Here is a 21,513-nt window from a genome sequence, read left to right as displayed (position 1 = left end):
AATAAGTTATTTAAGGTGATATAAACATGGGATTCAAATGCGGTATCGTTGGGCTGCCTAACGTCGGTAAATCCACTCTGTTCAATGCGCTGACCAAAGCCGGCATCGAAGCGGCCAACTTCCCGTTTTGTACCATCGAGCCGAACACTGGCGTAGTGCCGATGCCCGATCCACGTCTGGACAAGCTGGCTGAAATCGTTAAGCCACAGCGTATCCTCCCTACCACCATGGAATTTGTTGATATCGCTGGTCTGGTAAAAGGCGCGTCCAAAGGTGAAGGTTTGGGTAACCAGTTCCTGACCAACATTCGTGAAACGGAAGCCATCGGCCACGTTGTACGCTGCTTCGAAAACGACAACATCATCCACGTCAACAACAAAGTGGATCCGGCTGATGATATCGAAGTCATCAACACTGAATTAGCACTGTCTGACCTCGACACCTGTGAACGCGCCATTCATCGCGTGCAGAAGAGAGCCAAAGGCGGTGATAAAGATGCTAAAGCTGAGCTGGCCGCGCTGGAGAAATGTTTACCACAATTGGAAAACGCTGGCATGCTGCGTTCGCTGGATTTAAGCGATGAAGATAAAGCAGCTATCCGCTACCTGAGCTTCCTGACACTGAAACCAACGATGTACATCGCTAACGTCAACGAAGACGGTTTCGAAAACAACCCATACCTCGATAAAGTGCGCGAAATCGCAGCGGCTGAAGGCTCTGTCGTTGTGGCCGTCTGCGCCGCCGTTGAATCAGATATTGCCGAGCTGGACGATGCTGACCGTGAAGAATTCATGGCGGAGTTAGGGTTAGAAGAGCCGGGTCTGAACCGCGTGATCCGTGCAGGTTATGAGCTGCTGAACCTGCAAACTTACTTCACCGCTGGCGTGAAAGAAGTTCGTGCATGGACCATCCCTGTCGGCGCCACCGCACCGCAGGCCGCCGGTAAGATCCACACCGACTTCGAAAAAGGCTTCATCCGCGCACAGACTATCGCCTATGACGATTTCATCACCTACAAAGGTGAACAAGGCGCGAAAGAAGCCGGAAAAATGCGTTCAGAAGGCAAGGAATACATCGTAAAAGATGGCGATGTGATGAACTTCCTGTTCAACGTCTAAATAGACTCTGTTGTCTCATGCGATCTCACAGCATTGTATGCAGACTAACAAACCTCATAAAATCCACGCAGTTGCGTGGATTTTCATTTTAAATTTGGGAGCTTTCGTTTGAAAAACCATTATTCTATTAATTCATCCCAAATTCGTGTAGTAACACATATCTGTGGTTTTTTAGTTTTTTTATACAGTTTTTCCATGCTGCCACCGATGGTTATTGCATTGCTGAACAAAGAGAAGAGTTTTTTTGTTTTTCTCAGTACGTTCATTACTTTTTTTTCTCTCGGAGGCATAGCCTGGGTTCTGACCCGGCGAGCAGGAATACAACTACGAACCCGAGATGGCTTTATCATTATCGTTCTGTTTTGGATATTATTTTCTCTTATTAGCGCCATCCCGATATGGCAGGATGACGCACTGAACTTAAGCTTTGCCGATGCATTATTTGAAGGTGTTTCCGGTATAACCACAACTGGCGCTACCGTTGTGGCTGATGTTAGTTCACTGCCACATGCCTATCTTTATTATCGAGCTCAACTGAATTTTATTGGCGGTTTGGGGGTTATTGTCCTTGCCGTTGCAGTACTCCCTTTATTAGGTATTGGTGGAGCAAAACTTTATCAGTCGGAAATGCCAGGTCCTTTTAAAGAAGAAAAACTGACGCCTCGACTGGCAGATACATCACGCAGTCTCTGGTTAACATATTCACTGCTCGGATTAGCCTGTACTTTTTCTTACATGCTTGCAGGTATGCCTGCTTTTGACGCACTGTGTCATGGTTTATCAACTGTATCACTAGGCGGTTTCTCGACCCAAACGGAAAGTATCGGTTTTTACAACAACCATGCTATTGAATTCGTTGCGGGTTTATTTTCGCTGCTTTCCGCATTTAATTTTACCTTATGGTATATCGCTATCACTAAACGTACCCTGAAACCTTTTCAGCGTAATGCCGAACTTCGTTTCTTTCTGCTGGTGACATGTATTGTTGTTCTCCTCACTACCTGGCAAGTATGGCACGCGGGGATGTATAACATGTTTGATAGTTTCATCCATGCCTTTTTCCTTGCCAGTTCCATGATGACTGATAACGGTCTGGCAACCGCTGATTATGCGAACTGGCCAACTCACACTATTGTGTTTTTGTTATTTATGAGTTTTTTTGGGGGGTGTGTTGGTTCAACATGTGGTGGCATTAAAACATTACGTTTTTTGATTTTGCTGAAACAAAGTCGGCATGAATTACATCAACTGGCTCATCCACGTGCATTAATGAATATAAAAGTAGGTGGCAGTACGGTGAATGATCGTGTCATGCATTCTGTATGGAGTTTCTTCTTCCTTTATATGCTTTTCACAATCTTTTTCATCTGGGTACTGAATATGATGGGATATGATTTACTCACCTCGTTTGCTACCGTCGCGGCATGCATTAACAATATGGGATTAGGGTTTGGTGAAACCGCCTCAACGTTTGGTACTCTCAAAGATGAGGCTAAATATTTAATGTGTGCAGCGATGATAATGGGACGCTTGGAGATTTACCCTATTTTGATGCTTTTTTCACGTTTCTTCTGGCGCGCATAGCATTATATCTGCCTGATCACATCGGGCAGGCTTTTATTGATTCAGAGGATCGCTAGCTAGAGTGTGTCCCTTAACCTCCCCACATACCAAAAAGTACTGTAGGAACCCTTTCCGAAATGTGATTTTTGGTTGAATATTAAGCGTTTCTGGAGCGATTTTTATCGTTTAAAAGTTTTTTTGCACAGTTATTACCCATGCTAAGTTGTACAATAAATAGTTAAGGGACACAGCATAGATTCGTTGAGATATGCAGCATCACTTCATAGAACTGAAATTCCACCACTGGCTAAACGCCTGCTGCGGGTTATCGACCTGAACGCGTTCGCCAATGCGGGGCGTCATCAGTCGCCAGTCTTGATTTTCACTCGCCTGAGAAATGCGCTCCAGCGGATCGTTCCAGCGGTGGTGCGCCAGCTTAAATTTGCTGTTATGGCTCGGTAGTACCGCTTTTGCCTGCAAATCACTGGCCGCCTGCGCACTTTCTTCCGGCGTCATGTGAACGTGGGGCCAGTCCCGATCGTACTGCCCGCATTCCAGTATCGCGATATCGAATCCGCCCAGACGCTCAGCGATCGCTTTGTAATGCGCACCATAGCCGCTGTCTCCGCCGAGATACAGACGATGTTGTTCCGTAATCAGCGCAAATGAACCCCACAGCGTTTGATTATGCTTGAGGAGTCGGCCAGAAAAATGCTGTGTCGGAAGTACATGGATGTCGACACCATTCTCTTTCAGACAACTGAACCAGCCGCCTTCCGTAATGTCTTTCTGCGGGAAACCCCATTTTACAAAATAGGACCCCACGCCCGTTGGCGTGACGATGCGACGGATTTTCCCGCGTAGCGCGTTCAGCGTGGGATAATCCAGATGATCCCAGTGATCGTGGGTGATCAGCAGATAGTCGATGGTGGGAACATCATCCGGTGAATACACATTGCTGCCCTTGAAAGCGACGTTGGTGCGTGGCACCGGCGAAGCGTTGTCGCTAAATACCGGATCCAGCAGGAACGTTTTCCCTTCCAGTTGAATGAAATAGCTGGAATGGCCCATCCAGATGATGACGTTATCCGTTTTACTCAACTGGTGCAGATCGGTTTTTTCCGACGGCAAATGGGTATCTGGCAACGCACCATCATCTTTCTCAAAAAGAAATCGGTACAGCAGAGCCCAACGGCTCTGACTTGCCACCGTTGGGCGGGCGACCGGGTTATGAAACGCGCCATCGCGAAAGAGTGGGTTTTCCGGCTGGGGCTTGACCTCTGGTGATACATACTGCGGCTGTTTTAACCAGCCGTAAACGGCGACTACAATCACAGCCAAAACGAGTAACAAAAGCATAGCGTTTATCCGGTGTCATTTCGTGATGAATATATTTCGTAATGAATGTCGTTTCGTCATGCCTGATTTCAGGCATCGCCCCTTTGGCACCGGCAGTTATGCACGAACGCTGAGAATATGGCAAGGGAGAACTGGGGGATTTTGGGTGCAAAAAAAGCGAAGGTGCTCGCCTTCGCTCAGAAATGTTGATGAGAGTTTGCCTGCGGCGTCAGTACATATTACTTTTTAAGCGCCAGCAGCGTTTTTCCCATCCCGATAACAAATTCATTTTGTTGCCCAATGACCTTATTCAGCCCGACTTCATCCTGAATATTATCGACCGTGTTGATCGCCTGTACTTCCAGCACGCGCCCTTTAATCAGCGTCGAACACAGCGAATGCAGAACCTTGTTATTCAGAATCGTTTGTAAGCAGCGAAAAGGCGTCGCACCGTCAATGTTTCCCGCACGTTGGTCGGGCTTAATACGCTGGCGCAGCATCTCTTTTTCGGTACTGGCAATCACTGCATCCAGATCGCTGGGCTTGGAGGCAATCGGGACATTGCCATCTTTATCAGGCGGCAGCATAAACAATGAAACCAACGCTTTATTGCCTGTCGTAGGGTCAACATACTCGGTCTGCACCATGTGGTTTGCCGGGTCGACCACGTTGTCTCGCTGAACCATGTTCAACAGTCGCGCAGGTAATGCCGCGGTGAGATCCTGCGTGGTATAGCCAGCGAACAAATCTGGATCCTTTGTCTCAGCAAGCCCGTGCAGCGGCAGCACCAGTAACAGCCCCGCAATCCCTTTCTTTATCACACTGATTTTCATCATATTCCCCTGCTATTCATTGTATGCACTCCCCTATCCCACCACGCGCCATTCTTATCACGCTAACGTCGATAACCTCTGGCCTTTTTACTACGTTTACACGTGACAGCGCATTCTACAACTACAGGAAAGAATAGCATTTTTTATACAAAAACTCGTTGTCGGAGAATTCCTTCGCTAGAATCGCGCCGTTTACTCACCCCCAATGTGTCATTTGAAGCCCTAAAGTGCCCTGTACGTCAGCCCCCCACTAACCGCCGACGACTGCATTAAGCAGCCTCGATTCGGCGCAGGCTGCGGTACGAGTTCCCTGTTTTCCCCGCTATTGTGCGGAGCAGAAAACGAACCTCCCGCTTCCTCCCCCGCGACTCTGAACTCTGGAATGCCAGTGGACCGTCTATTGACTTGCGCCAGAATACGTTCGTCGGCCCGCCGCCGTAGCGTACTTCAACGTGGAAGCGCGGTAAACGGGCTCTCGTATTCCGTGATATCGTTTTTTCTGCACCACAATGCCGTTTTTCATCGAAAAATTTATCGTCCTCGAAACGTACGGGGACGATAAATCCCCTCATAGCCTGAGCAATCAGGCCTTTTCTAGATTCCCCACACGTTATGACGCAAACCAGGGCTCTATCGGGTCCGGATAATTTAGCCACATCGCCAGACCTTCTGCCATTTCTTTGTCCGTCAGCAGTGCGGCCTCCAGACGAGTTCGCAGCGCGTATTCATCCATATCGATACCAATAAACACCAGTTCCTGCCGCGCATCACCCACGCCATCCACCCATATGGAACGAATGTAATCTAGCGATTCACTATCTGTCGGCCACCTTTCTTTTGGCGCGCTGACCCACCATGAACCAGCCAGCCCCTGACGCGCCACACCGCCTGCCTGAGACCACGATCCGGCATATTCCGGGCGGCTTGCCAACCAAAAATAGCCTTTGGATCTGACAACCCCGGTGAGCGAATTTTCCATGACCTGCGCGAAGCGGGCAGGATGAAACGGCCGACGCGCGCGGAAAACAAAACTGGCGATGCCATATTCCTCAGTTTCAGGCGTATGCTCGCCGCGTAGCTCCTTCAACCATCCTGGAGCCTGCGCCGCTTTGTCGAAATCAAACAATCCCGTATTGAGCACCTCGTTCAACGGCACAGCACCAAACTGTGCATGCAGTATTTTTGCGCTCGGATTCAGTGAACGAATAATCGCAACTAACTTCTGCTGTTGCGCCGCATCAATAAGATCCGTCTTGTTGAGGATAATGACATCGCAGAATTCGATCTGGTCGATCAGCAAATCCACCACGCTGCGCTCGTCACCCTCGCCTAACGATTCTCCACGTGAATGAATGCTGTCCACTGAAGCGTAATCGTTTAAGAAATTATACCCGTCGACAACAGTCACCATCGTATCCAGCCGAGCCACTTCCGAAAGGCTTTCCCCATCGTCACCCGCAAACGTGAATGTCTCCGCGACCGGAAGCGGTTCCGCGATACCGGTTGATTCAATGACCAACTGATCAAAACGCCCTTCTTTTGCCAGCCGATTAACCTCGATCAGGAGATCTTCACGCAGCGTGCAACAGATACAACCGTTACTCATCTCCACCAATTTCTCGTCCGTTCGTGAAAGCTCAGCGCCGCCCTCCCTCACTAGTGCAGCATCAATATTCACTTCTGACATGTCGTTGACGATCACCGCGACGCGTCGGCCAGCGCGATTATTCAGAATATGGTTAAGTAACGTGGTCTTTCCCGCGCCGAGAAAGCCGGATAGTACGGTCACAGGTAATCTTGCATCTGCTTTCTGTCGAGCTACAACGTCAGCCATATTTCACACTCTCTAATGATTCAAGGTCGTTTGCATTTTTACTTTTCCGCTTAGGGATGATTCATCACCACAAATGTTTCGCTTTTAAACCTTCGTCGCGGTAATCTCCTCACGCATCAAGTGTTATGTTATAACATAACAATTAGGCCATGAAAAATCATTGAGGGTTTGGTTTGGTCTAATGCAATTTACATTCTTCGCATTGTTGAAAACAAATAGCCCCCTGACGTCTCCGTCAGGGGGCTATCGTAGGAATTGCTGAGCAACCTTATTGCCTTTAGCTCAGGTCAGATCCGTTGCTGGCGATGACTTTCTTATACCAGTAGAACGATTTCTTTTTCTTTCTGGCTAACGTCCCTTCGCCCTGGTCGTCGCGATCGACGTAGATGAAACCGTAGCGTTTGCTCATTTCACCGGTAGAAGCAGCGACCAGATCGATGCAGCCCCATGAGGTATAGCCGATGACCGGAATGCCGTCGCCGATGGCGTCCGCCATCGCGCTGATGTGCTCGCGCAGGTAGCTGATGCGATAGTCATCATCAATCTTGCCCTGTGCGTTAATCTCGTCCTTCGCACCCAGCCCGTTCTCGACCAAAAACAGTGGCTTCTGGTAGCGGTCATACATCATGTTCATGGTGATGCGCAGACCCAGCGGATCAATTCCCCAGCCCCATTCACTTGCCTTGATGTGCGGGTTCTTTAACGATTTCACGATGTTCGCCGCACTGCTATTGTGCTCGTTCATATCCGCTGAGGCGCAGCGGGAGGCGTAATAGCTGAAGGACACAAAATCTACCGTGTTCTTGAGAATCTCATCATCGCCCGGCTCTGACGCAATCGTGATGCCCTTCTCTTTAAACAAACGCCCGGTATATGCCGGATAGGTGCCGCGTGCCTGCACATCAATAAAGAACAGATTCTCTCGATCTTTATTTAGCGCCGCCCAGACATCTTCCGGTTTGCACGACCACGGATAAAAGTTGCCGCCAGCCAGCATGCAGCCGACCTGATTTTCCGCGTTAACCTCATGCGCAATTTTCGTCGCCAGCGCGCTCGCCACCAGTTCATGGTGCGCCGCCTGGTATTTCACCTGCTCCTGATTCTCCCCGTCGGCAAACACCAACCCAGCGCCAGAAAACGGACTATGCAGCAAAATATTGATTTCATTGAACGTCAGCCAATATTTCACCAGCCCGTCGAAGGCTTCAAAACAGGTTCGGGCATAGCGAGCGAAGAACTCCACCATTTTCCGGTCACGCCATGAGCCGTACTCGGTGACCAAATGCATCGGCACATCGAAATGGCACAGCGTCACCAGCGGCTCAATGTTGTACTTCTTGCACTCGGCAAACACATCGCGATAAAAGGCGATGCCGTCTGCGTTGGGCGTCAGCTCATCCCCGTTTGGGTAAAGTCGGCTCCAGGCGATAGAGGTACGGAACACCGTGAACCCCATTTCTGCCATCAGCGCGATATCTTCCTTATAGCGATGATAGAAATCGATCGCCTGATGGCTGGGATAAAACTCATCCTCACGCAGCGCAAAACGCGGTTCTTGCCCTAGTTTTACCGGCAGACGATTCACACCGTGGGGAATCATATCCACCGTCGTCAGCCCTTTACCGCCTTCGAGGTACGCACCTTCTGCCTGATTGGCCGCAATCGCGCCCCCCCATAAGAACCCATTGGGAAATGTTGATGCAGACATACGCTCTTCTCCTTCGTACTTCAGCTAATTAGTGCTTCATTTAATTCGTGTTCGCTGCGTGCTGCGGCGTGGAAACCTTGTCGCCCTGTATGCGTTTCTCTTCCGGTTGTTCTTCTACCGGGATGTCTTCAAAGCCCAGCAGCAAGGTGACGAAGAAGGAAATCACGACAGATAGAAGCATGACGCCGAATACCCAGGCAATGCTCATCGGATTGGTCGGATCGAAGAACTGCACGCTGGTAAACAGCCCCGGCGAGGCCATTGAATGGCTTGCCAGACCGCCGATACCGGCAACGGCACCACAGATAAAACCGGTGATTAAACAGGCAATCAGCGGACGCTTCAGACGCAAAGCCACACCGTACAGCGCAGGTTCCGAGATCCCAGCAACAATGGCCGATGCCGCCGCCGCCAGCGCCGTCTGGCGCAGTTCCGGGTTTTTGGTGCGCCACGCGACCGCCAGTGAAGAGCCCCCCAGCGACAGGTTTGCACCGATTTCAGACGGCATCACCATGCCTTCTTTGCCCGTCTCGGCGATGGTTTGAATGATAGTCGGCGTAAACACGCGGTGCATACCGGTCATCACCAGCAGCGGCCAGATAGCGCCCATGATGGCAACGGACAACCAGCCCAGATAATCATGCACGGTGTACACCACCGCAGAAATTCCGCTACCAATCCAGATCCCAATCGGGCCGATCAGCATGATGGCAATCGGAGAAGCAATCAGCACGATTAACATCGGCTTCAGGAAGTTTTTGGTCACCGCTGGCGTAATGCGGTCTACCCATTTTTCAATGTAAGACAGAATCCAGGTCATACACAGCGCCGGAATCACGGTGTAGGTATACTTCACCGCCGTGACGGTCAGCCCCATAAACACCACCTGCTGACCCTGCGCCGCTTTTGCCATCAGATCGATAAACGTCGGATGCACCAGCACCCCAGCGATAGCAATCGCCAACGACATATTGGTTTTGAATTTTACCGCAGCAGACGCCGCCACCATGATCGGCAGGAAGAAGAACGCGCCGTCGCCAATCACGTTCAGAATCGTTATCGTCGATGCGCCCTTCTCAAACAGCCCGGTCATGTCGAGGATCATGGCAAGCAATTTCACCATCGAGCCGCCGATAATTGCCGGAATGAGCGGTGACATCGTGCCAATCAGCGCATCCAGAATCCCCGCTCCGATGCGTCGCAGCGTAATTTTATTGTTCACTGGTACGGTTTTTTCAGCTTCCGCGCCTTCCGGCAGCAGTTTCACCACTTCGGCGTACGCCTGAGAAACGGTGTTGCCGATGATGACCTGACACTGGTTATCATTTTTCACGACGCCCAGCACGCCGCTTATCGCCTTCAATTCGGCCACATTCGCGGCATCATTATCTTTCAGCACAAAGCGCAGACGGGTCATACAGTGCGTCACGGCAGCGATGTTATCAGCACCACCGATGGCATCGATGATCGAACGGGATACAGCCGCATAATTCTTTGACATGGATAAACAATCTCTCGTAATCGCGCACGCTACACCAGATTCAACACACCGCTCAACGCGTCCAAAACGGGAATGTCACTTGATGCGCACACATTTATTATTCAATTTCATACAGTTATGAAAGTATTCATGCCGGTATCCCTGCTCCATGCAACGTGATGAAACGCCGATGGGTAACCGGTTCCACATGATAGTGTTTATACGTTAATGTAATTTCAATAGATTAATTGTTAATATTTTACTTATGTGACCACGATCGCCATAGAAATGTGATCCTTCTCTCGATCGCACCCGCACTCATCCCCTTGCGGCCAACACACAGGCAACTTGACGTATGACGGAGATAAAGTGTGTAAAATGATGGGAGTATTCAACGTCTCAGGATGTCTCATGTCGACAATGCAGGAAGTGGCGAAGAAAGCAGGCGTATCAAAAGCGACGGTGTCGCGCGTGCTATCGGGCAAAGGCTATACCAGTGAAGAAACCAAAACGCTGGTCTATCAGGCCATTGAGGAGACGGGATATCGGCCCAATTTACTGGCACGGAATCTGGCGACCAGCAAATCAGCCTGTATTGGTTTGGTGGTGACCAACACGCTCTATAACGGCAGCTATTTTAACGAACTGCTGTCACAGGCCGCCAAGAAACTGGAAGACAACGGGCGTCAGTTGATTCTGGTCGATGGTAAACACAGCGCTGATGAAGAAAGAGCCGCAATTCAATTCCTGCTGGGGTTACGCTGTGATGCGATCATCATCTATCCCCGTTTTCTCAACGTGGATGAAATGGACGACATCATCGAGAAGCACAAGCAGCCGATCATGGTGGTCAACCGTAAACTGCGTAAACACCAGAGCCACTGCATCTGCTGCGATCACAAAGGTTCCAGCTATAACGCCACGCAGCATCTGATCGCGCGCGGCCATAGAGATATCGCTTTTATCACCGGTTCGCTGGATTCGCCGACGGCTATCGAACGCCTTTCCGGCTATAAAGATGCCCTGACGGCGGCCAATATTGCGGTACGGGATGAATTGATTGTGAAAGGAAAATGGACGCCGCGCAGCGGGTCGCTTGCCATTAACGCCCTGCGCGATAACCGGGTATCGTTCAGCGCCGTTCTCGCCAGCAATGACGATATGGCGATTGGCGCGATAAAAGCGTTGGATGACGCTGGCGTTGCCGTACCGCACGACGTTTCTGTCGTCGGGTTCGACGATATTCCCACCGCCCCGTTTTTGAAACCGTCGCTCTCCAGCGTCAAAGATCCGGTGAGCGATATGATCAACGAAGTGATTAACCGCCTGATCGCGATGCTGGACGGCGGCTATTTCTCGAAAGACAATCTGTTCTTGTCGGAATTACAGGTCAGAGATTCCATTCAGAACGGGCCGTACGGTAACCCGCCCGTTTGAATCTGCTACGGGGTCGTTTCAGACCCCGTTTTTCACGGCAACAAAAACGGACCACCCGTAGATTGCAGATAAACTGCATTAGCTTAGACGTGAACTGACAGTTTGCGCGGGCAGAACACAGTCAAATCTGACAGGCTGCTGTGAGCGAGGAGCAGACGTTATACAATCCGTACACACTAAGATCTTAAGAGGTGGATGGAACCACTAGTTTGGGTACACACAGCCAATTTTCTCATTTTATTTGGATCAGAAAATCCTTTTGACAAATACCACGTAACCCATGAAATGATAATATCGGCAACGTATTTTGCATGATGTAATATCCCTCAGCCGTCAGAAACATACGACGATGATGTCTGAAGCCAGGCGTTCTCGTGAGAATGTGAGTACCGAATGTTGTGCTTTCTAATCTTTCAAAATTCGATGTAAACTACCAACTAATTGGTAGTTATTTTTTCCTGAGGATTCACTGAATGGCTAAAACTGCACTTGCCCTGAAAGTATGTCTGGCCATGTTAGCTTTCGCGGCAAACTCTGTTCTTTGTCGTCTGGCACTCAAAGGGGGACATATTGATCCCTTTTCCTTCAGCAGCTTACGCTTGCTCAGCGGTGCGCTGGTCCTGCTGCCATTCCTGTTTCTTCACACCAAAAGCTCCATATCCGTATGGCGTCCGTTAAGCGGGTTCTATCTGATGGTCTATGCGGTTTTCTTTTCAGTCGCCTACATCCATCTTGATACGGGCGCCGGGGCGCTGTTACTTTTTGGTGCAGTACAGCTTGCGATGGTGATATACGGATTATTTAAGGGAGAGTCACTGTCAGTATTGCGAGCAAGCGGTCTTATGCTCGCATTAGCGGGCATTGCCATACTTTTGTTACCTGGAGCTAAAGCGCCCCCCATTTTTAGTGCGGTTCTGATGATCGTGGCCGGGTTAGCCTGGGCTGCATATTCGATAACGGGGAGGAAGACACAAAACGCGGGTGCAGCCACGGCAGCAAACTTTGTTATGGCCGTTCCAATGGCGCTCATTCTTTCAGTACTGTCTATAAAAGAGGGTCACTACGATGCCGCGGGCATTAGTCTGTCATTGCTATCAGGAGCAGTCGCATCAGCCGGAGCCTACGTGCTGTGGTACACCCTCTTACCCTCCCTCGCCTCGATTACGGCAAGCACAATCCAGCTCAGCGTCCCTTGCCTGACCATGCTGGGAGGGGTCGTGTTTCTCGGTGAATCGTTGACTTCCCGAATGGTTTTTTCAGCCCTGGCCGTACTGGTTGGTATAGTGATGGTGACTCAGGAAAAGAAACCGACAGTCTGACCCTCAACGGTTGGCGGAAGTAGCGGTCTGGCGGATATTGTGATTTTCCGATGCGATAGTCAGGCGCGGGGGATCCAGCGTCAGGTCTGCAAAAAAATGCCGCCCGGTAAGGGGCGGCTCATTTGAACGTGCTTTGATTAGCGTCTGACGGCCATGATGCCGGCATCGACGTCCCAGATAGCCCCGGTGACCCATGATGCTTTATCAGACAGCAGGAACAGCATGGTATTGGCTACATCTTCCGCTGTCCCGACGCGCCCCAACGGATGGAAGTCGTTCAGAGACTTCATCGCATCGGCGATGTCGGCTTTATCCATGAACCCTTCATAAATTGGCGTATGCACGATTCCCGGTGACACGGCATTCACACGAATCCCGGCACTGGCCAGCTCTATCGCCAGATTACGCGTCAGGGCATGCAGACCCGCTTTTGCCATGGAATAGGCAGAAGACGGTGAGTCACCCAGCGCAGCCTGTGCGCCAATCGACCCGACGTTGACAATAGATCCTTCCAGCTTCGCCGCCAGCATGTTCTTTACGACGTCCTGCGTTATGAAGAACGTGGCGCGGTTAAGCGAAAGATACATGTCGTAATCGGCAACGCTGTGCTCGGTGAAATCTTTGGGAATGAAAATCCCGGCAGCATTGACCATCAGGCTGATATCGCGGTGGTTGGTGTTGATTTCCTGACGAATGGTTTCCATGCCCTCTTCGGTCATCAGGTTTGCCGCAATAACCGCAACCGGGCCCAGTGGGCTCAGCTCTTTTTGCACGGCTTCCGCTTTGTCTTTTTTATTGCCGGTCAGAACAACACTACCGCCTGCTTCGAGCACCATGCGCGCGACAGCCAGTCCCATGCCACTGGTGCCGCCGACGACGAGTAGTTTTTTACCTTTAAAAAATTCACTCATTTTCATACTCCTATATTTACAGGTAAGAAGTTGACGGCACGGTCAGTGCCGACGGTTGACGGGCTAAATGCTGCAGCCTTCGGTTCCGCAGGTCTGACCCGCAGTGGCTGAAAACTCAGTTTGCTGCTCATCCCATACCTGACGCAGGGCGTTCAAAAAGTTATCTGCGCTCTGAGCACCGCTGATAGCGTATTTTTCGTTCATCACAAAGACCGGGACACCGCTGACGCCGATGGAGCGTGCATGAGCTTCATCGCCGGCAACGGAAGCACGGAAATCGTCGTTTTCAAGAGCGGCTTCAGCGTCGATTTTTGCCATGCCCGCTTCAACGGCCAGTGCAACCAGTTCATTACGGTCAAAGAGAGAGCGACCCTCAGTGATACTGCCGCGGTAAAAGCGTTCTTCGACGGCATCCGCTATTCCAGCTTTACGCGCGGCAGTCAGAAGGGTGTGCGCATCTTCGGTATCACCAAACATCATGGTGTCGAAGTTGTAGGTGAGGCCTTCAGATTTACCGGCGGTCTCCACCTGATTCATCATCAGTTCTGCCGAATGCTGGCTACCCAGCTTTTTTACGATGGCCTCTCTGAAAGGCATTGTTGGGGTACCGCCAGCCAGACGGTAGCTGTGATGACGGATCACCACCTGATCGCGAAACTCAAAACTGTTCAGCCCCTGTTCAAATCGTTTTTTAGCAATCCAGCACCACGGGCAGACTAAATCTGACCAGATATCAATGGTGAGAGTAGGTTTAAGCGTTTTCATGATGACTCCTCAACGATTGTGGGACAGACGCGTTAACTTCCCGAAGAACGGCGCCTGCACTGGATTTATTCAGCCTGCCAGACCGGATAATCGGTATAGCCTTTTTCCGGAGAACCACTGACGCCGTAGTACGTGGTACGGTCACTTTCTGCCAGCGGCCAGCCGTTTTGCATTCTTTCGACCAGATCAGGGTTGGCGATGTAAGGGACGCCAAACGCCACTAAATCCAGCTCATCGGCTTCAAGTGCCTGTTCGGCGATATCGCGAGTGAAACCACCTGCAGCGATAATGGTGCCTTTAAAAGAGTTGCGGAAACGGCGGCGGAATCCTTCCGGCAGCGGGGCTTTGGTGTACACCGGCTGATAGTAAAGGTGCACATAGGCAAGTTCGCGCTGACCGAGAGCGTCAGTGATGGCTTCCCAGGTTTCCTCTTCCCCCTCATACGGCGCGAGGTCATAAATACGGCCGAAGGGAGAAAGGCGCACGGCAACGTGGCTGTTACCCACCGCGTCAGCCACGGCATCAATAGTTTCCAGCAGGAAGTGCTGACGGTTTTCCACGGAGCCGCCGTATTCATCGGTGCGGGTGTTTAATTCGCTGCTGAGGAACTGGTCAAAGATGAACCCGTTCGCCGCCATGATTTCCACGCCGTCAAAACCGGCTTCCATTGCCAGACGCGCGGAATGTACAAAGTCGGCGGTGATGCGTTTCACTTCATGGGTTTCCAGTGCGCGTGGCTGGCTTGGCACAACCGGGCCCGGCTCGCCGGATTCGGTCAGCGCAAAAACAGTGGTATTGACCGCCTGAACGGTGCCCGCTGAAACCGGTGCAATGTGGCCCGGCTGAAGAGTGGTGTGAGACATACGGCCGACGTGCCAGAGTTGGGCGAAAATACGGCCACCTTTGGCATGAACCGCTTTCGTCACCTTACGCCAGCCCTGAACGTGTGCGTCATTGTAAATGCCCGGAGTATAGAGATAGCCACGGCCTTCTTCTGAAACAGGCATACCTTCGGTGATGAGCAGACCAGCGGAAGCACGCTGTGCATAATACAAAGCCACGACCTCGTCCGGTACGTCATTCATAGTGCGGGTGCGCGTCATCGGCGCCATAATCACACGATTTTTTAATGTCATGCCAGACAGGTTGTAGGGGGTGAACAGCTTACTCATCGTGTACCTCACAAAGACAAAAATGGTTTATCCCCACAGGGGAATGACAACGTCCGGCAGACTCACCGACTGAACATCGTCGGATTGCAGTTGCGTAAACATCTGATGGCTGGCACTATATCAACCATCTAGTAGGTAGGTCAACGAAAACCATTACGATATTTGTTTAACGCAACGGCCACCTGCGTAAACGCCCGCGAACTCATTGAGGTCATCAACATGCGTAACTTAACGTCTTATAACGAAGATAATTTCCGGCAGATAGAACAGTACGAGGGGATATCAGTCGTGCGTTTTTCTGCTCCGTGGTGTCCGCCCTGCCAGGCAAGCGAAGAGATGTTCAGTCTGTTTGTAGAACGGCTCGATGATGATATCCAGACAGGAAAGGTCAATGTCGATCAGGCGCCGGTATTGACGACCAAATATGAAATATGGGGTCTACCGTCGGTACTGATATTTCATGAAGGACAACTGGTAAAACGCATACCGGGTGTGAAATCGCCTGCGGTATATGCGCAGGCAATTGCGGACATTAAAAAAGGGCAATAATGCCCTTTTAAAGAGGAAATATTTAACGCTTAACCGCGAGCCTGGCTTACTGCATCCAGGGTACGTGCTGAATAAATGACAGCCGCGCCCGCATTAAGGTTGATCGCAACGCCCAGTGCTTCGGCGATTTCCGCATCCGTTGCGCCGGCTTTAACGGCAGCGTCAGCGTGGAAGGCAATACAACCGTCACAGCGCGTGGTAACTGCGCACGCCACTGCAATAAGTTCGCGAACTTTAGCACCCAGAAGATCTGTTTTGTTGCCTGCATTTCCCAGAGCAACCACGCCTTTCATGGTATCCGGGGTTAGCTTGCCGAGTTCACCCAGGCGTTGCATTAAATCTGTGCGGTAATTGTTCCAGTCTAACATTTTGTCAATCTCCGGATTAACGGGTATTAAGGAGCAGCTTTATGTATTTGAGGCTGCTACTAAAAACTTCTGGCCTCGCCGTAGCACGGGCCACGACGCTTGCACCTTCGCAAAGGTTAATGATCATCAAAGCCAGGTCAGAGGGTTCACCTTGCGGCGCAATCTCATCGGCAGCAATTCCACGTGAAACAACGCTCATTAGCCACTCAATCTGCATATCGAAATAGCGCGACGTCTGGTCAGTGATATTGCTGGGCAGATTGGCTGTCTCAGCGGACAATGCACAGCACAGCGGTAACAGTGATGCGCGATGACTCTGTGCAAAAAGGTCAACATAAGCAGCGATTCTTTGCGCTGCGGTTTTTTCTGCGGCCTCAATCTGTTCAAACACGCGTTGAGTATCCGCCAATGCCTGAATCACCACTTCTTCGCCCAGAATATCTTTGGTCGGAAAGTGATGATGAATGCTGGCCTTGGTAATACCGACGATTTTAGACAAATCAGCATAACTGAATGCCGAATAGCCTTTTTCGCGCATCAGATGTTCGGCCTCACTGAGCAGCCTTTCCCGCGTCATGGTTGTCATAATTGCTCCATATAATCTACTAGTTGGTAGATTATATTCCTGCATTTTTGGGGTAGCAAGGTGTATCACTAACTAACTATTGTTCTGTCCTGATGGTAACAGCCATCCTGTTTTTCGTGATGGCATCGTTACGTCTTTTACATCAGATCATTTATTCACACTAAGCGTGTAATCATTTCTACAGGGTTAGCCAGCGTGTCATGGATAGGTGAAGTATTTTTCATTTCGCTGACCAGCGCTTCTAACTCCTCGCGACTTGCAGTCTTGCTCGTCATGTGAACATCAACGCGAATGGATTTAGCACCTTTACGCACAGTGCTGTTGAGACCGAGGAAGCCATTAAGGTCGATATCGAAATTCAGATCCAACTCAATGCCGTCAAGGTCGATGCCTTTTTCAGCGGCCATCATAGTCAGGGTGGCTGTATAACAACCCGCAAGCGCCTGCATAATGTATTCGGTCGGGCTCATCCCGGTATCAGTACCCAGTAAACCTGCAGGTTCATCCCCGATATTGGAGAATTTACCCACACGGCTGTCATCAACAATACCGTTCTGAATAGTGGCGCCGGTTTCCGTGCGAACGGTTAACCCGCCGTTGGAACGGGCTTTCATCTGGAAAGTCAGATTACCCAGGCCAGGCTGAGTGCGTACGGCTTCACGGGTCATGTGGATAGCATTTGCGGCTGCAGAAGGTTTAACGGTAATAGACATAATGGCTCCAGGGATTTCTTAAGAAAAGAGTGTGGTTATCGTTAGTGACAACCAATCAACTAGTAGGTAGGTTAACGACGTAAGCTAGACTTGTCCACTGTTTTATGAAAAAGAGTGCAGACAGCCACGATAAACACTTTATTGCACGTTGATTATGTTATTGAGCAGCCTTAACCACAAATAGCTCAATATTGTTGTACATAAATAGAAAACTCAGAAAACCCAACCCTGTTTAAGGATAGCGTTGCATCGACCAATTGAACTCACAGCGAGATACGGACATAAAAGATTTGGCTTATGCTGCTGACCTTACTGGCACTATTTTGACCCGATATGAGCGAAACTTGGCCTTTAAGACATAGTAGGGTTGCCCGATTATCACTAAAATTTGTTATCGGGCCATGGTTACCGTGGCTCTTACCAAGTTAAATAGCGTTCGGGAGAACACAAAATGAAAATTACTCAGGTCCGTAATGCGACCCAAATCATCGAATATGCAGGTAAGAAGTTCCTTATCGATCCCATGCTTTCTGATAAAGATGCAGTGGAAGGTTTTCAGGGAACGGCTCGCTCAGAAATTCGTAATCCTATGGTGGAATTACCTCTGGATATAAGCTTACTGCTTGATGTGGATGCAATTATTATTACCCATACGCACTCGGACCACTGGGATCTGGCCGCAGCATATATTGTGCCAAAGGATAAGTTGATTTACGTCCAGAATGAGAACGATGAAACACAGCTGTGTGCTCAGGGCTTTACTAATCTGGTTACTCTGACCGAAACCAGCCGCTTTGAAGATATTGAACTGATTAAGACAGCTTGCCAACACGGTTCAGATGAAGCCTATGCTAACCCGCAGATGGCCGAAATTCTTGGCGATGCCAGTGGTGTTGTGTTCCGTCATCCAGCAGAAAAAACTTTATATCTTGTTGGTGATTCGATCTGGGTGAAAGCCATTGAAGAAAACATGCGCAAATATATGCCTGGTGTGTTGATTATGAATACCGGTTGGGCTCATGTTCTGGGCTTTGGCGCAATCATCTTTGGTAAAGAGGATATTTTGAAGGCTCACTTTGTCTTGCCTGAAGCCCAAATAGTTGCCACCCACATGGAAGCTGTAAACCACTGTCTGGTCACACGACAGGAAGTTCTGGATTATGCATACGTTAACCATATTCAGAGCTATGTTTCAGCGCCTTCTGACGGCGAAGCTGTCACGTTCTGACACCAACCGATCCTCCGGGAGTAAATATCTGTGATCTCAGTTGCCATTCTTGTTACCCAGGGCTTCAGCACGTATCACGTATCAGTTCCGCTGATTCTTTTTGGTGGTACCGTCACAGAACAACAGCTTTTTACCCGCCTGATATGTGCTGAAAAGCCAAGTCTCATCTGGTCTGAGGAAGGAACGGTAATACAGGCCGATCATGATCTGGAGGTGCTAACGCAGGTTGATATCGTCATTGTGCCCTTCTGGGGAGATGTGCGGAAACGACCATCCAGTCCTCTGCTTGACGGGCTGGTAAAAGCACGTGAAGCGGGAGTCCAGATAGTGGGATTGTGCCTGGGCACTTTCGTATTGGCTTATGCAGGGTTACTGGATGGGCATATGGCAGCAACTCACTGGGAATATGAGGATGATTTTCGGGAGCTGTTTCCATCCGTTCATTTAAATCTGAATGAACTCTATGTTGATGACAATGGACTGACTACATCCGCGGGATCGGCTGCAGCGATGGATTGCTGTCTGTATATTATTCGTCAACATTTTGGCAGCCTTGCGGCTAATAGCATTGCCCGCAGGATGGTCACGCCTCCCCACCGTGAAGGTGGTCAGGCACAGTATATTAATCATCCCGTCACGCAAAAGACCGCCGACTGTAGAATTAACATGGTGCTTGATTACCTGCTAAAGAGCCTTCTGGAGCCGCACGATATTAATTCTCTGGCCGAATACGCCTCAATGAGCCGCAGGACGCTGACGCGGCATTTCACGAAAGCGACCGGTATGTCCGTCATTGAGTGGATTACAGCAGCACGGTTGCATAAGAGTCAGGAGTTACTGGAGAACATGGATCTTCCTGTAGAAGAGGTCGCTGAGAAAGTGGGTTTTCAGTCTGCTGCAACGTTCAGGTTGCAGTTTCGGGAAAAATTCGGTGTCAGCCCCAGAGAATGGCGAAAAACATTCCGTAATGCATAACTAACACAAGAGCGCCAATTGCAGGGTGAAGATTCCAGTTCCCGCAATTACGACAATAATCTGTACCACCTAAGTCTGTCCGCTCTTGGCACAAAGTTGACGGGCAGCTATGAGCGAGCAGCGGAAGTTCGCAACTCCACACCACTACTAACTGACGGTCGTATTGAATACTGGGGGCAGGTCAATGTGCCTATTAGGCTAATGCGAAGCGGCCACGGCGTAAAGGCCAGCTTGTAGGCAATGATCTGATTTTGGGGGAATAAAACCCGCCGAAGAGGGTTTCTTTAAGCTGAAATGATCAACACCAGGTAATAACATTGCTTGATGTCCGAGTTGAAGGGATATTGCTGCCACTTGCCCAACGATGAGGGGTTTAGTTTCCCGATGTCCCAAGGTATGAAGCCTTTTACCCCTTTGGCTCCATCACCTAACTCTTCGACATACTCATGTTTAGCTGCGTTGTAAATATCAACGCGGCCGGCAACGTTGCGAACTGTATTTGCCCATAGGGCTGCCCCATAAACTGTTTGGGTGTTATCGCAGATTAGATGTTTGTGGACTTCCGTCAGATGACGGTAAATCTGCCCCGCTAAACCAGCACCAGCTCGTTCAGGCGTAACATAAGCGCCTCGTATTTGCTTACCTTCAGCTTGGTTTTCGTTTGGGTCTATGAAAGAGAAATTGTCATAAGCAAATCGAGCTATCACTTCAGATTTGTCCTCGTCCTCCATCTCAAGAACCATGATGCGATCAACGATCTCACTGTCCTCCAACCCGTCGTTGTCACGCAAATCGTCGATGTGGCTGGCAATGAACTCAGGATCGGTGAAGGCAACTTCTTCGACTACTGCTATGTGATGATAATCGGCGCTATCGTAGGTTGTTTCCGTTAGGCGGAGAATTACGACATCGTCAGGCAGGATAAAGCATGATGTGTGTGAAACAAAACTCCCGCCTGGGAAAGACGGGAGTTGGGAAAGATCTTTGGCGTAATTGTCGCCGATTAGAGAAGGTGCCATTCCTTTTTGCAATCCTGATTTTTAGCTTCACGGTGATTGACGTGAGCAGAAAAGTGCTTTTCCATGAAATTAGCAACTGATGTTTCAATCATTCCAATAACTTCGTCGTTTAAAGACAGGTTTGGATATTGCTTTTCAGGCTTCACGGTAAAGCGCAGGTTCTCACCACGAATGGCGATCTCCGCAAATGGCTTAACAACAGTCGTGTCCAGCGCTCGCTTGAGGTCGCTTTTCAGGGTAACGATGAAGTGCTGCGAATCCTTCTGGGTACGGTTCAGCATCCTACGCACTTCAACAGTGTCAGGAAACATAGAACGAGGCTCAAAGCTCGCGATTACACTCGTATTGTCACGAATGGTTTGAATCGAGCGCTGATTCTTCGTTTTAGCTTGTGCGTGTAACATATACCCACCTTAGCCTGGACACCCATGTGTCTCATGGCGATTGCTCCACCCATGTGGAACCTATCAAGTCAGTTGACGCCATCGTCAGCTGTCTATTAAATCTACATAATAGAGTCGTAATATGCAACCACAAAACAGCGAAAAGCCTTTTGTACAAAGGGAAAATAGCTTCTCTGGAGTATGCCGAGACGTC

The 21,513-nt window shown here is 49.9% G+C and carries 20 protein-coding genes; 7 read left to right on the top strand and 13 right to left on the bottom strand.

What is annotated here, in order from left to right; genetic code table 11:
• The first annotated feature begins 26 nt into the window (after positions 1–26).
• Entirely contained in the window at positions 27–1,118 is a 1,092-nt protein-coding gene (gene ychF / locus DMB82_RS10370) for a redox-regulated ATPase YchF (protein ID WP_102116501.1), read from the top strand.
• Between the two features lie 126 nt (positions 1,119–1,244).
• On the top strand, positions 1,245–2,702 hold the full coding sequence (locus DMB82_RS10365; protein ID WP_102116539.1) for a TrkH family potassium uptake protein: 1,458 nt from the start codon (positions 1,245–1,247) through the stop codon (positions 2,700–2,702).
• Between the two features lie 255 nt (positions 2,703–2,957).
• Here the strand turns inward: DMB82_RS10365 and DMB82_RS10360 are convergent, their stop codons facing one another.
• The 5 genes from DMB82_RS10360 to ascF all read right to left on the bottom strand — a co-directional run bounded on the left by DMB82_RS10360 (position 2,958) and on the right by ascF (position 9,895).
• Complete coding sequence (locus DMB82_RS10360) at positions 2,958–4,040, bottom strand: MBL fold metallo-hydrolase (RefSeq protein WP_102116500.1); 1,083 nt, start codon at positions 4,038–4,040, stop codon at positions 2,958–2,960.
• Positions 4,041–4,258: 218 nt separating this feature from the next.
• The gene (locus tag DMB82_RS10355; RefSeq protein WP_228399990.1) at positions 4,259–4,855 is read right to left on the bottom strand and encodes a hypothetical protein; all 597 of its coding nucleotides are present in this window, start codon (positions 4,853–4,855) and stop codon (positions 4,259–4,261) included.
• A gap of 607 nt (positions 4,856–5,462) precedes the next feature.
• On the bottom strand, positions 5,463–6,686 hold the full coding sequence (zigA, locus tag DMB82_RS10350) for a zinc metallochaperone GTPase ZigA (RefSeq protein WP_116155267.1): 1,224 nt from the start codon (positions 6,684–6,686) through the stop codon (positions 5,463–5,465).
• Positions 6,687–6,963: 277 nt separating this feature from the next.
• Entirely contained in the window at positions 6,964–8,394 is a 1,431-nt protein-coding gene (locus DMB82_RS10345; protein ID WP_116162970.1) for a 6-phospho-beta-glucosidase, read from the bottom strand.
• Positions 8,395–8,434: 40 nt separating this feature from the next.
• A complete protein-coding gene (ascF, locus tag DMB82_RS10340) occupies positions 8,435–9,895 on the bottom strand; it encodes a PTS cellobiose/arbutin/salicin transporter subunit IIBC (RefSeq protein ID WP_116162968.1) in 1,461 nt (486 codons plus the stop codon).
• Positions 9,896–10,285: 390 nt separating this feature from the next.
• Between ascF and DMB82_RS10335 the strand changes: the two genes are divergently transcribed.
• Positions 10,286–11,311, top strand: coding sequence for a LacI family DNA-binding transcriptional regulator (locus tag DMB82_RS10335; protein WP_116162966.1), 1,026 nt, complete (start codon positions 10,286–10,288; stop codon positions 11,309–11,311).
• 473 nt (positions 11,312–11,784) lie between these two features.
• Positions 11,785–12,630 (top strand): DMT family transporter, encoded by an 846-nt coding sequence (locus tag DMB82_RS10330; protein ID WP_116162964.1) that lies wholly within the window; start codon positions 11,785–11,787, stop codon positions 12,628–12,630.
• Positions 12,631–12,767: 137 nt separating this feature from the next.
• Here DMB82_RS10330 and DMB82_RS10325 read toward each other — a convergent pair whose 3' ends face one another.
• The 3 genes from DMB82_RS10325 to DMB82_RS10315 all read right to left on the bottom strand — a co-directional run bounded on the left by DMB82_RS10325 (position 12,768) and on the right by DMB82_RS10315 (position 15,478).
• Positions 12,768–13,541 carry an SDR family NAD(P)-dependent oxidoreductase gene (locus DMB82_RS10325; RefSeq protein ID WP_116162962.1) on the bottom strand — a complete coding sequence of 258 codons (774 nt, stop codon included), beginning with the start codon at positions 13,539–13,541 and terminating at the stop codon, positions 12,768–12,770.
• 63 nt (positions 13,542–13,604) lie between these two features.
• The gene (locus DMB82_RS10320) at positions 13,605–14,306 is read right to left on the bottom strand and encodes a DsbA family oxidoreductase (RefSeq protein ID WP_116162960.1); all 702 of its coding nucleotides are present in this window, start codon (positions 14,304–14,306) and stop codon (positions 13,605–13,607) included.
• Positions 14,307–14,371: 65 nt separating this feature from the next.
• Positions 14,372–15,478 (bottom strand): alkene reductase, encoded by a 1,107-nt coding sequence (locus tag DMB82_RS10315; RefSeq protein ID WP_116162958.1) that lies wholly within the window; start codon positions 15,476–15,478, stop codon positions 14,372–14,374.
• Positions 15,479–15,697: 219 nt separating this feature from the next.
• On the opposite strand from DMB82_RS10315, the gene DMB82_RS10310 reads away from it, so the two are divergent.
• Complete coding sequence (locus tag DMB82_RS10310) at positions 15,698–16,027, top strand: thioredoxin family protein (RefSeq protein ID WP_016246487.1); 330 nt, start codon at positions 15,698–15,700, stop codon at positions 16,025–16,027.
• A gap of 29 nt (positions 16,028–16,056) precedes the next feature.
• Here the strand turns inward: DMB82_RS10310 and DMB82_RS10305 are convergent, their stop codons facing one another.
• The 3 genes from DMB82_RS10305 to DMB82_RS10295 all read right to left on the bottom strand — a co-directional run bounded on the left by DMB82_RS10305 (position 16,057) and on the right by DMB82_RS10295 (position 17,694).
• Positions 16,057–16,395, bottom strand: coding sequence for a carboxymuconolactone decarboxylase family protein (locus tag DMB82_RS10305; protein WP_116162956.1), 339 nt, complete (start codon positions 16,393–16,395; stop codon positions 16,057–16,059).
• A gap of 16 nt (positions 16,396–16,411) precedes the next feature.
• Positions 16,412–16,981 carry a TetR/AcrR family transcriptional regulator gene (locus tag DMB82_RS10300; RefSeq protein ID WP_116162954.1) on the bottom strand — a complete coding sequence of 190 codons (570 nt, stop codon included), beginning with the start codon at positions 16,979–16,981 and terminating at the stop codon, positions 16,412–16,414.
• A 155-nt stretch (positions 16,982–17,136) separates the two neighbouring features.
• Complete coding sequence (locus DMB82_RS10295; RefSeq protein WP_116162952.1) at positions 17,137–17,694, bottom strand: OsmC family protein; 558 nt, start codon at positions 17,692–17,694, stop codon at positions 17,137–17,139.
• Between the two features lie 451 nt (positions 17,695–18,145).
• Between DMB82_RS10295 and DMB82_RS10290 the strand changes: the two genes are divergently transcribed.
• Positions 18,146–18,922, top strand: a complete 777-nt coding sequence (locus DMB82_RS10290) for an MBL fold metallo-hydrolase (protein WP_116162950.1) — start codon at positions 18,146–18,148, stop codon at positions 18,920–18,922.
• A gap of 24 nt (positions 18,923–18,946) precedes the next feature.
• Positions 18,947–19,897 carry a GlxA family transcriptional regulator gene (locus DMB82_RS10285; protein ID WP_116162948.1) on the top strand — a complete coding sequence of 317 codons (951 nt, stop codon included), beginning with the start codon at positions 18,947–18,949 and terminating at the stop codon, positions 19,895–19,897.
• Positions 19,898–20,181: 284 nt separating this feature from the next.
• Here the strand turns inward: DMB82_RS10285 and DMB82_RS10280 are convergent, their stop codons facing one another.
• Both DMB82_RS10280 and DMB82_RS10275 read right to left on the bottom strand, forming a co-directional pair.
• Positions 20,182–20,916, bottom strand: coding sequence for a hypothetical protein (locus tag DMB82_RS10280; protein ID WP_116162946.1), 735 nt, complete (start codon positions 20,914–20,916; stop codon positions 20,182–20,184).
• A complete protein-coding gene (locus DMB82_RS10275; RefSeq protein ID WP_039316115.1) occupies positions 20,901–21,320 on the bottom strand; it encodes a hypothetical protein in 420 nt (139 codons plus the stop codon). Before DMB82_RS10275 ends, DMB82_RS10280 begins: the two co-directional genes overlap by 16 nt.
• Between the last annotated feature and the right edge of the window lie 193 nt (positions 21,321–21,513).

This window comes from Pectobacterium aquaticum, assembly GCF_003382565.3.
GTDB classification, from domain to species: Bacteria; Pseudomonadota; Gammaproteobacteria; order Enterobacterales; family Enterobacteriaceae; genus Pectobacterium; species Pectobacterium aquaticum.
The sequence above is the reverse complement of the archived record's forward strand: the minus strand, read 5'-3'. Positions and strand labels throughout refer to the sequence as shown.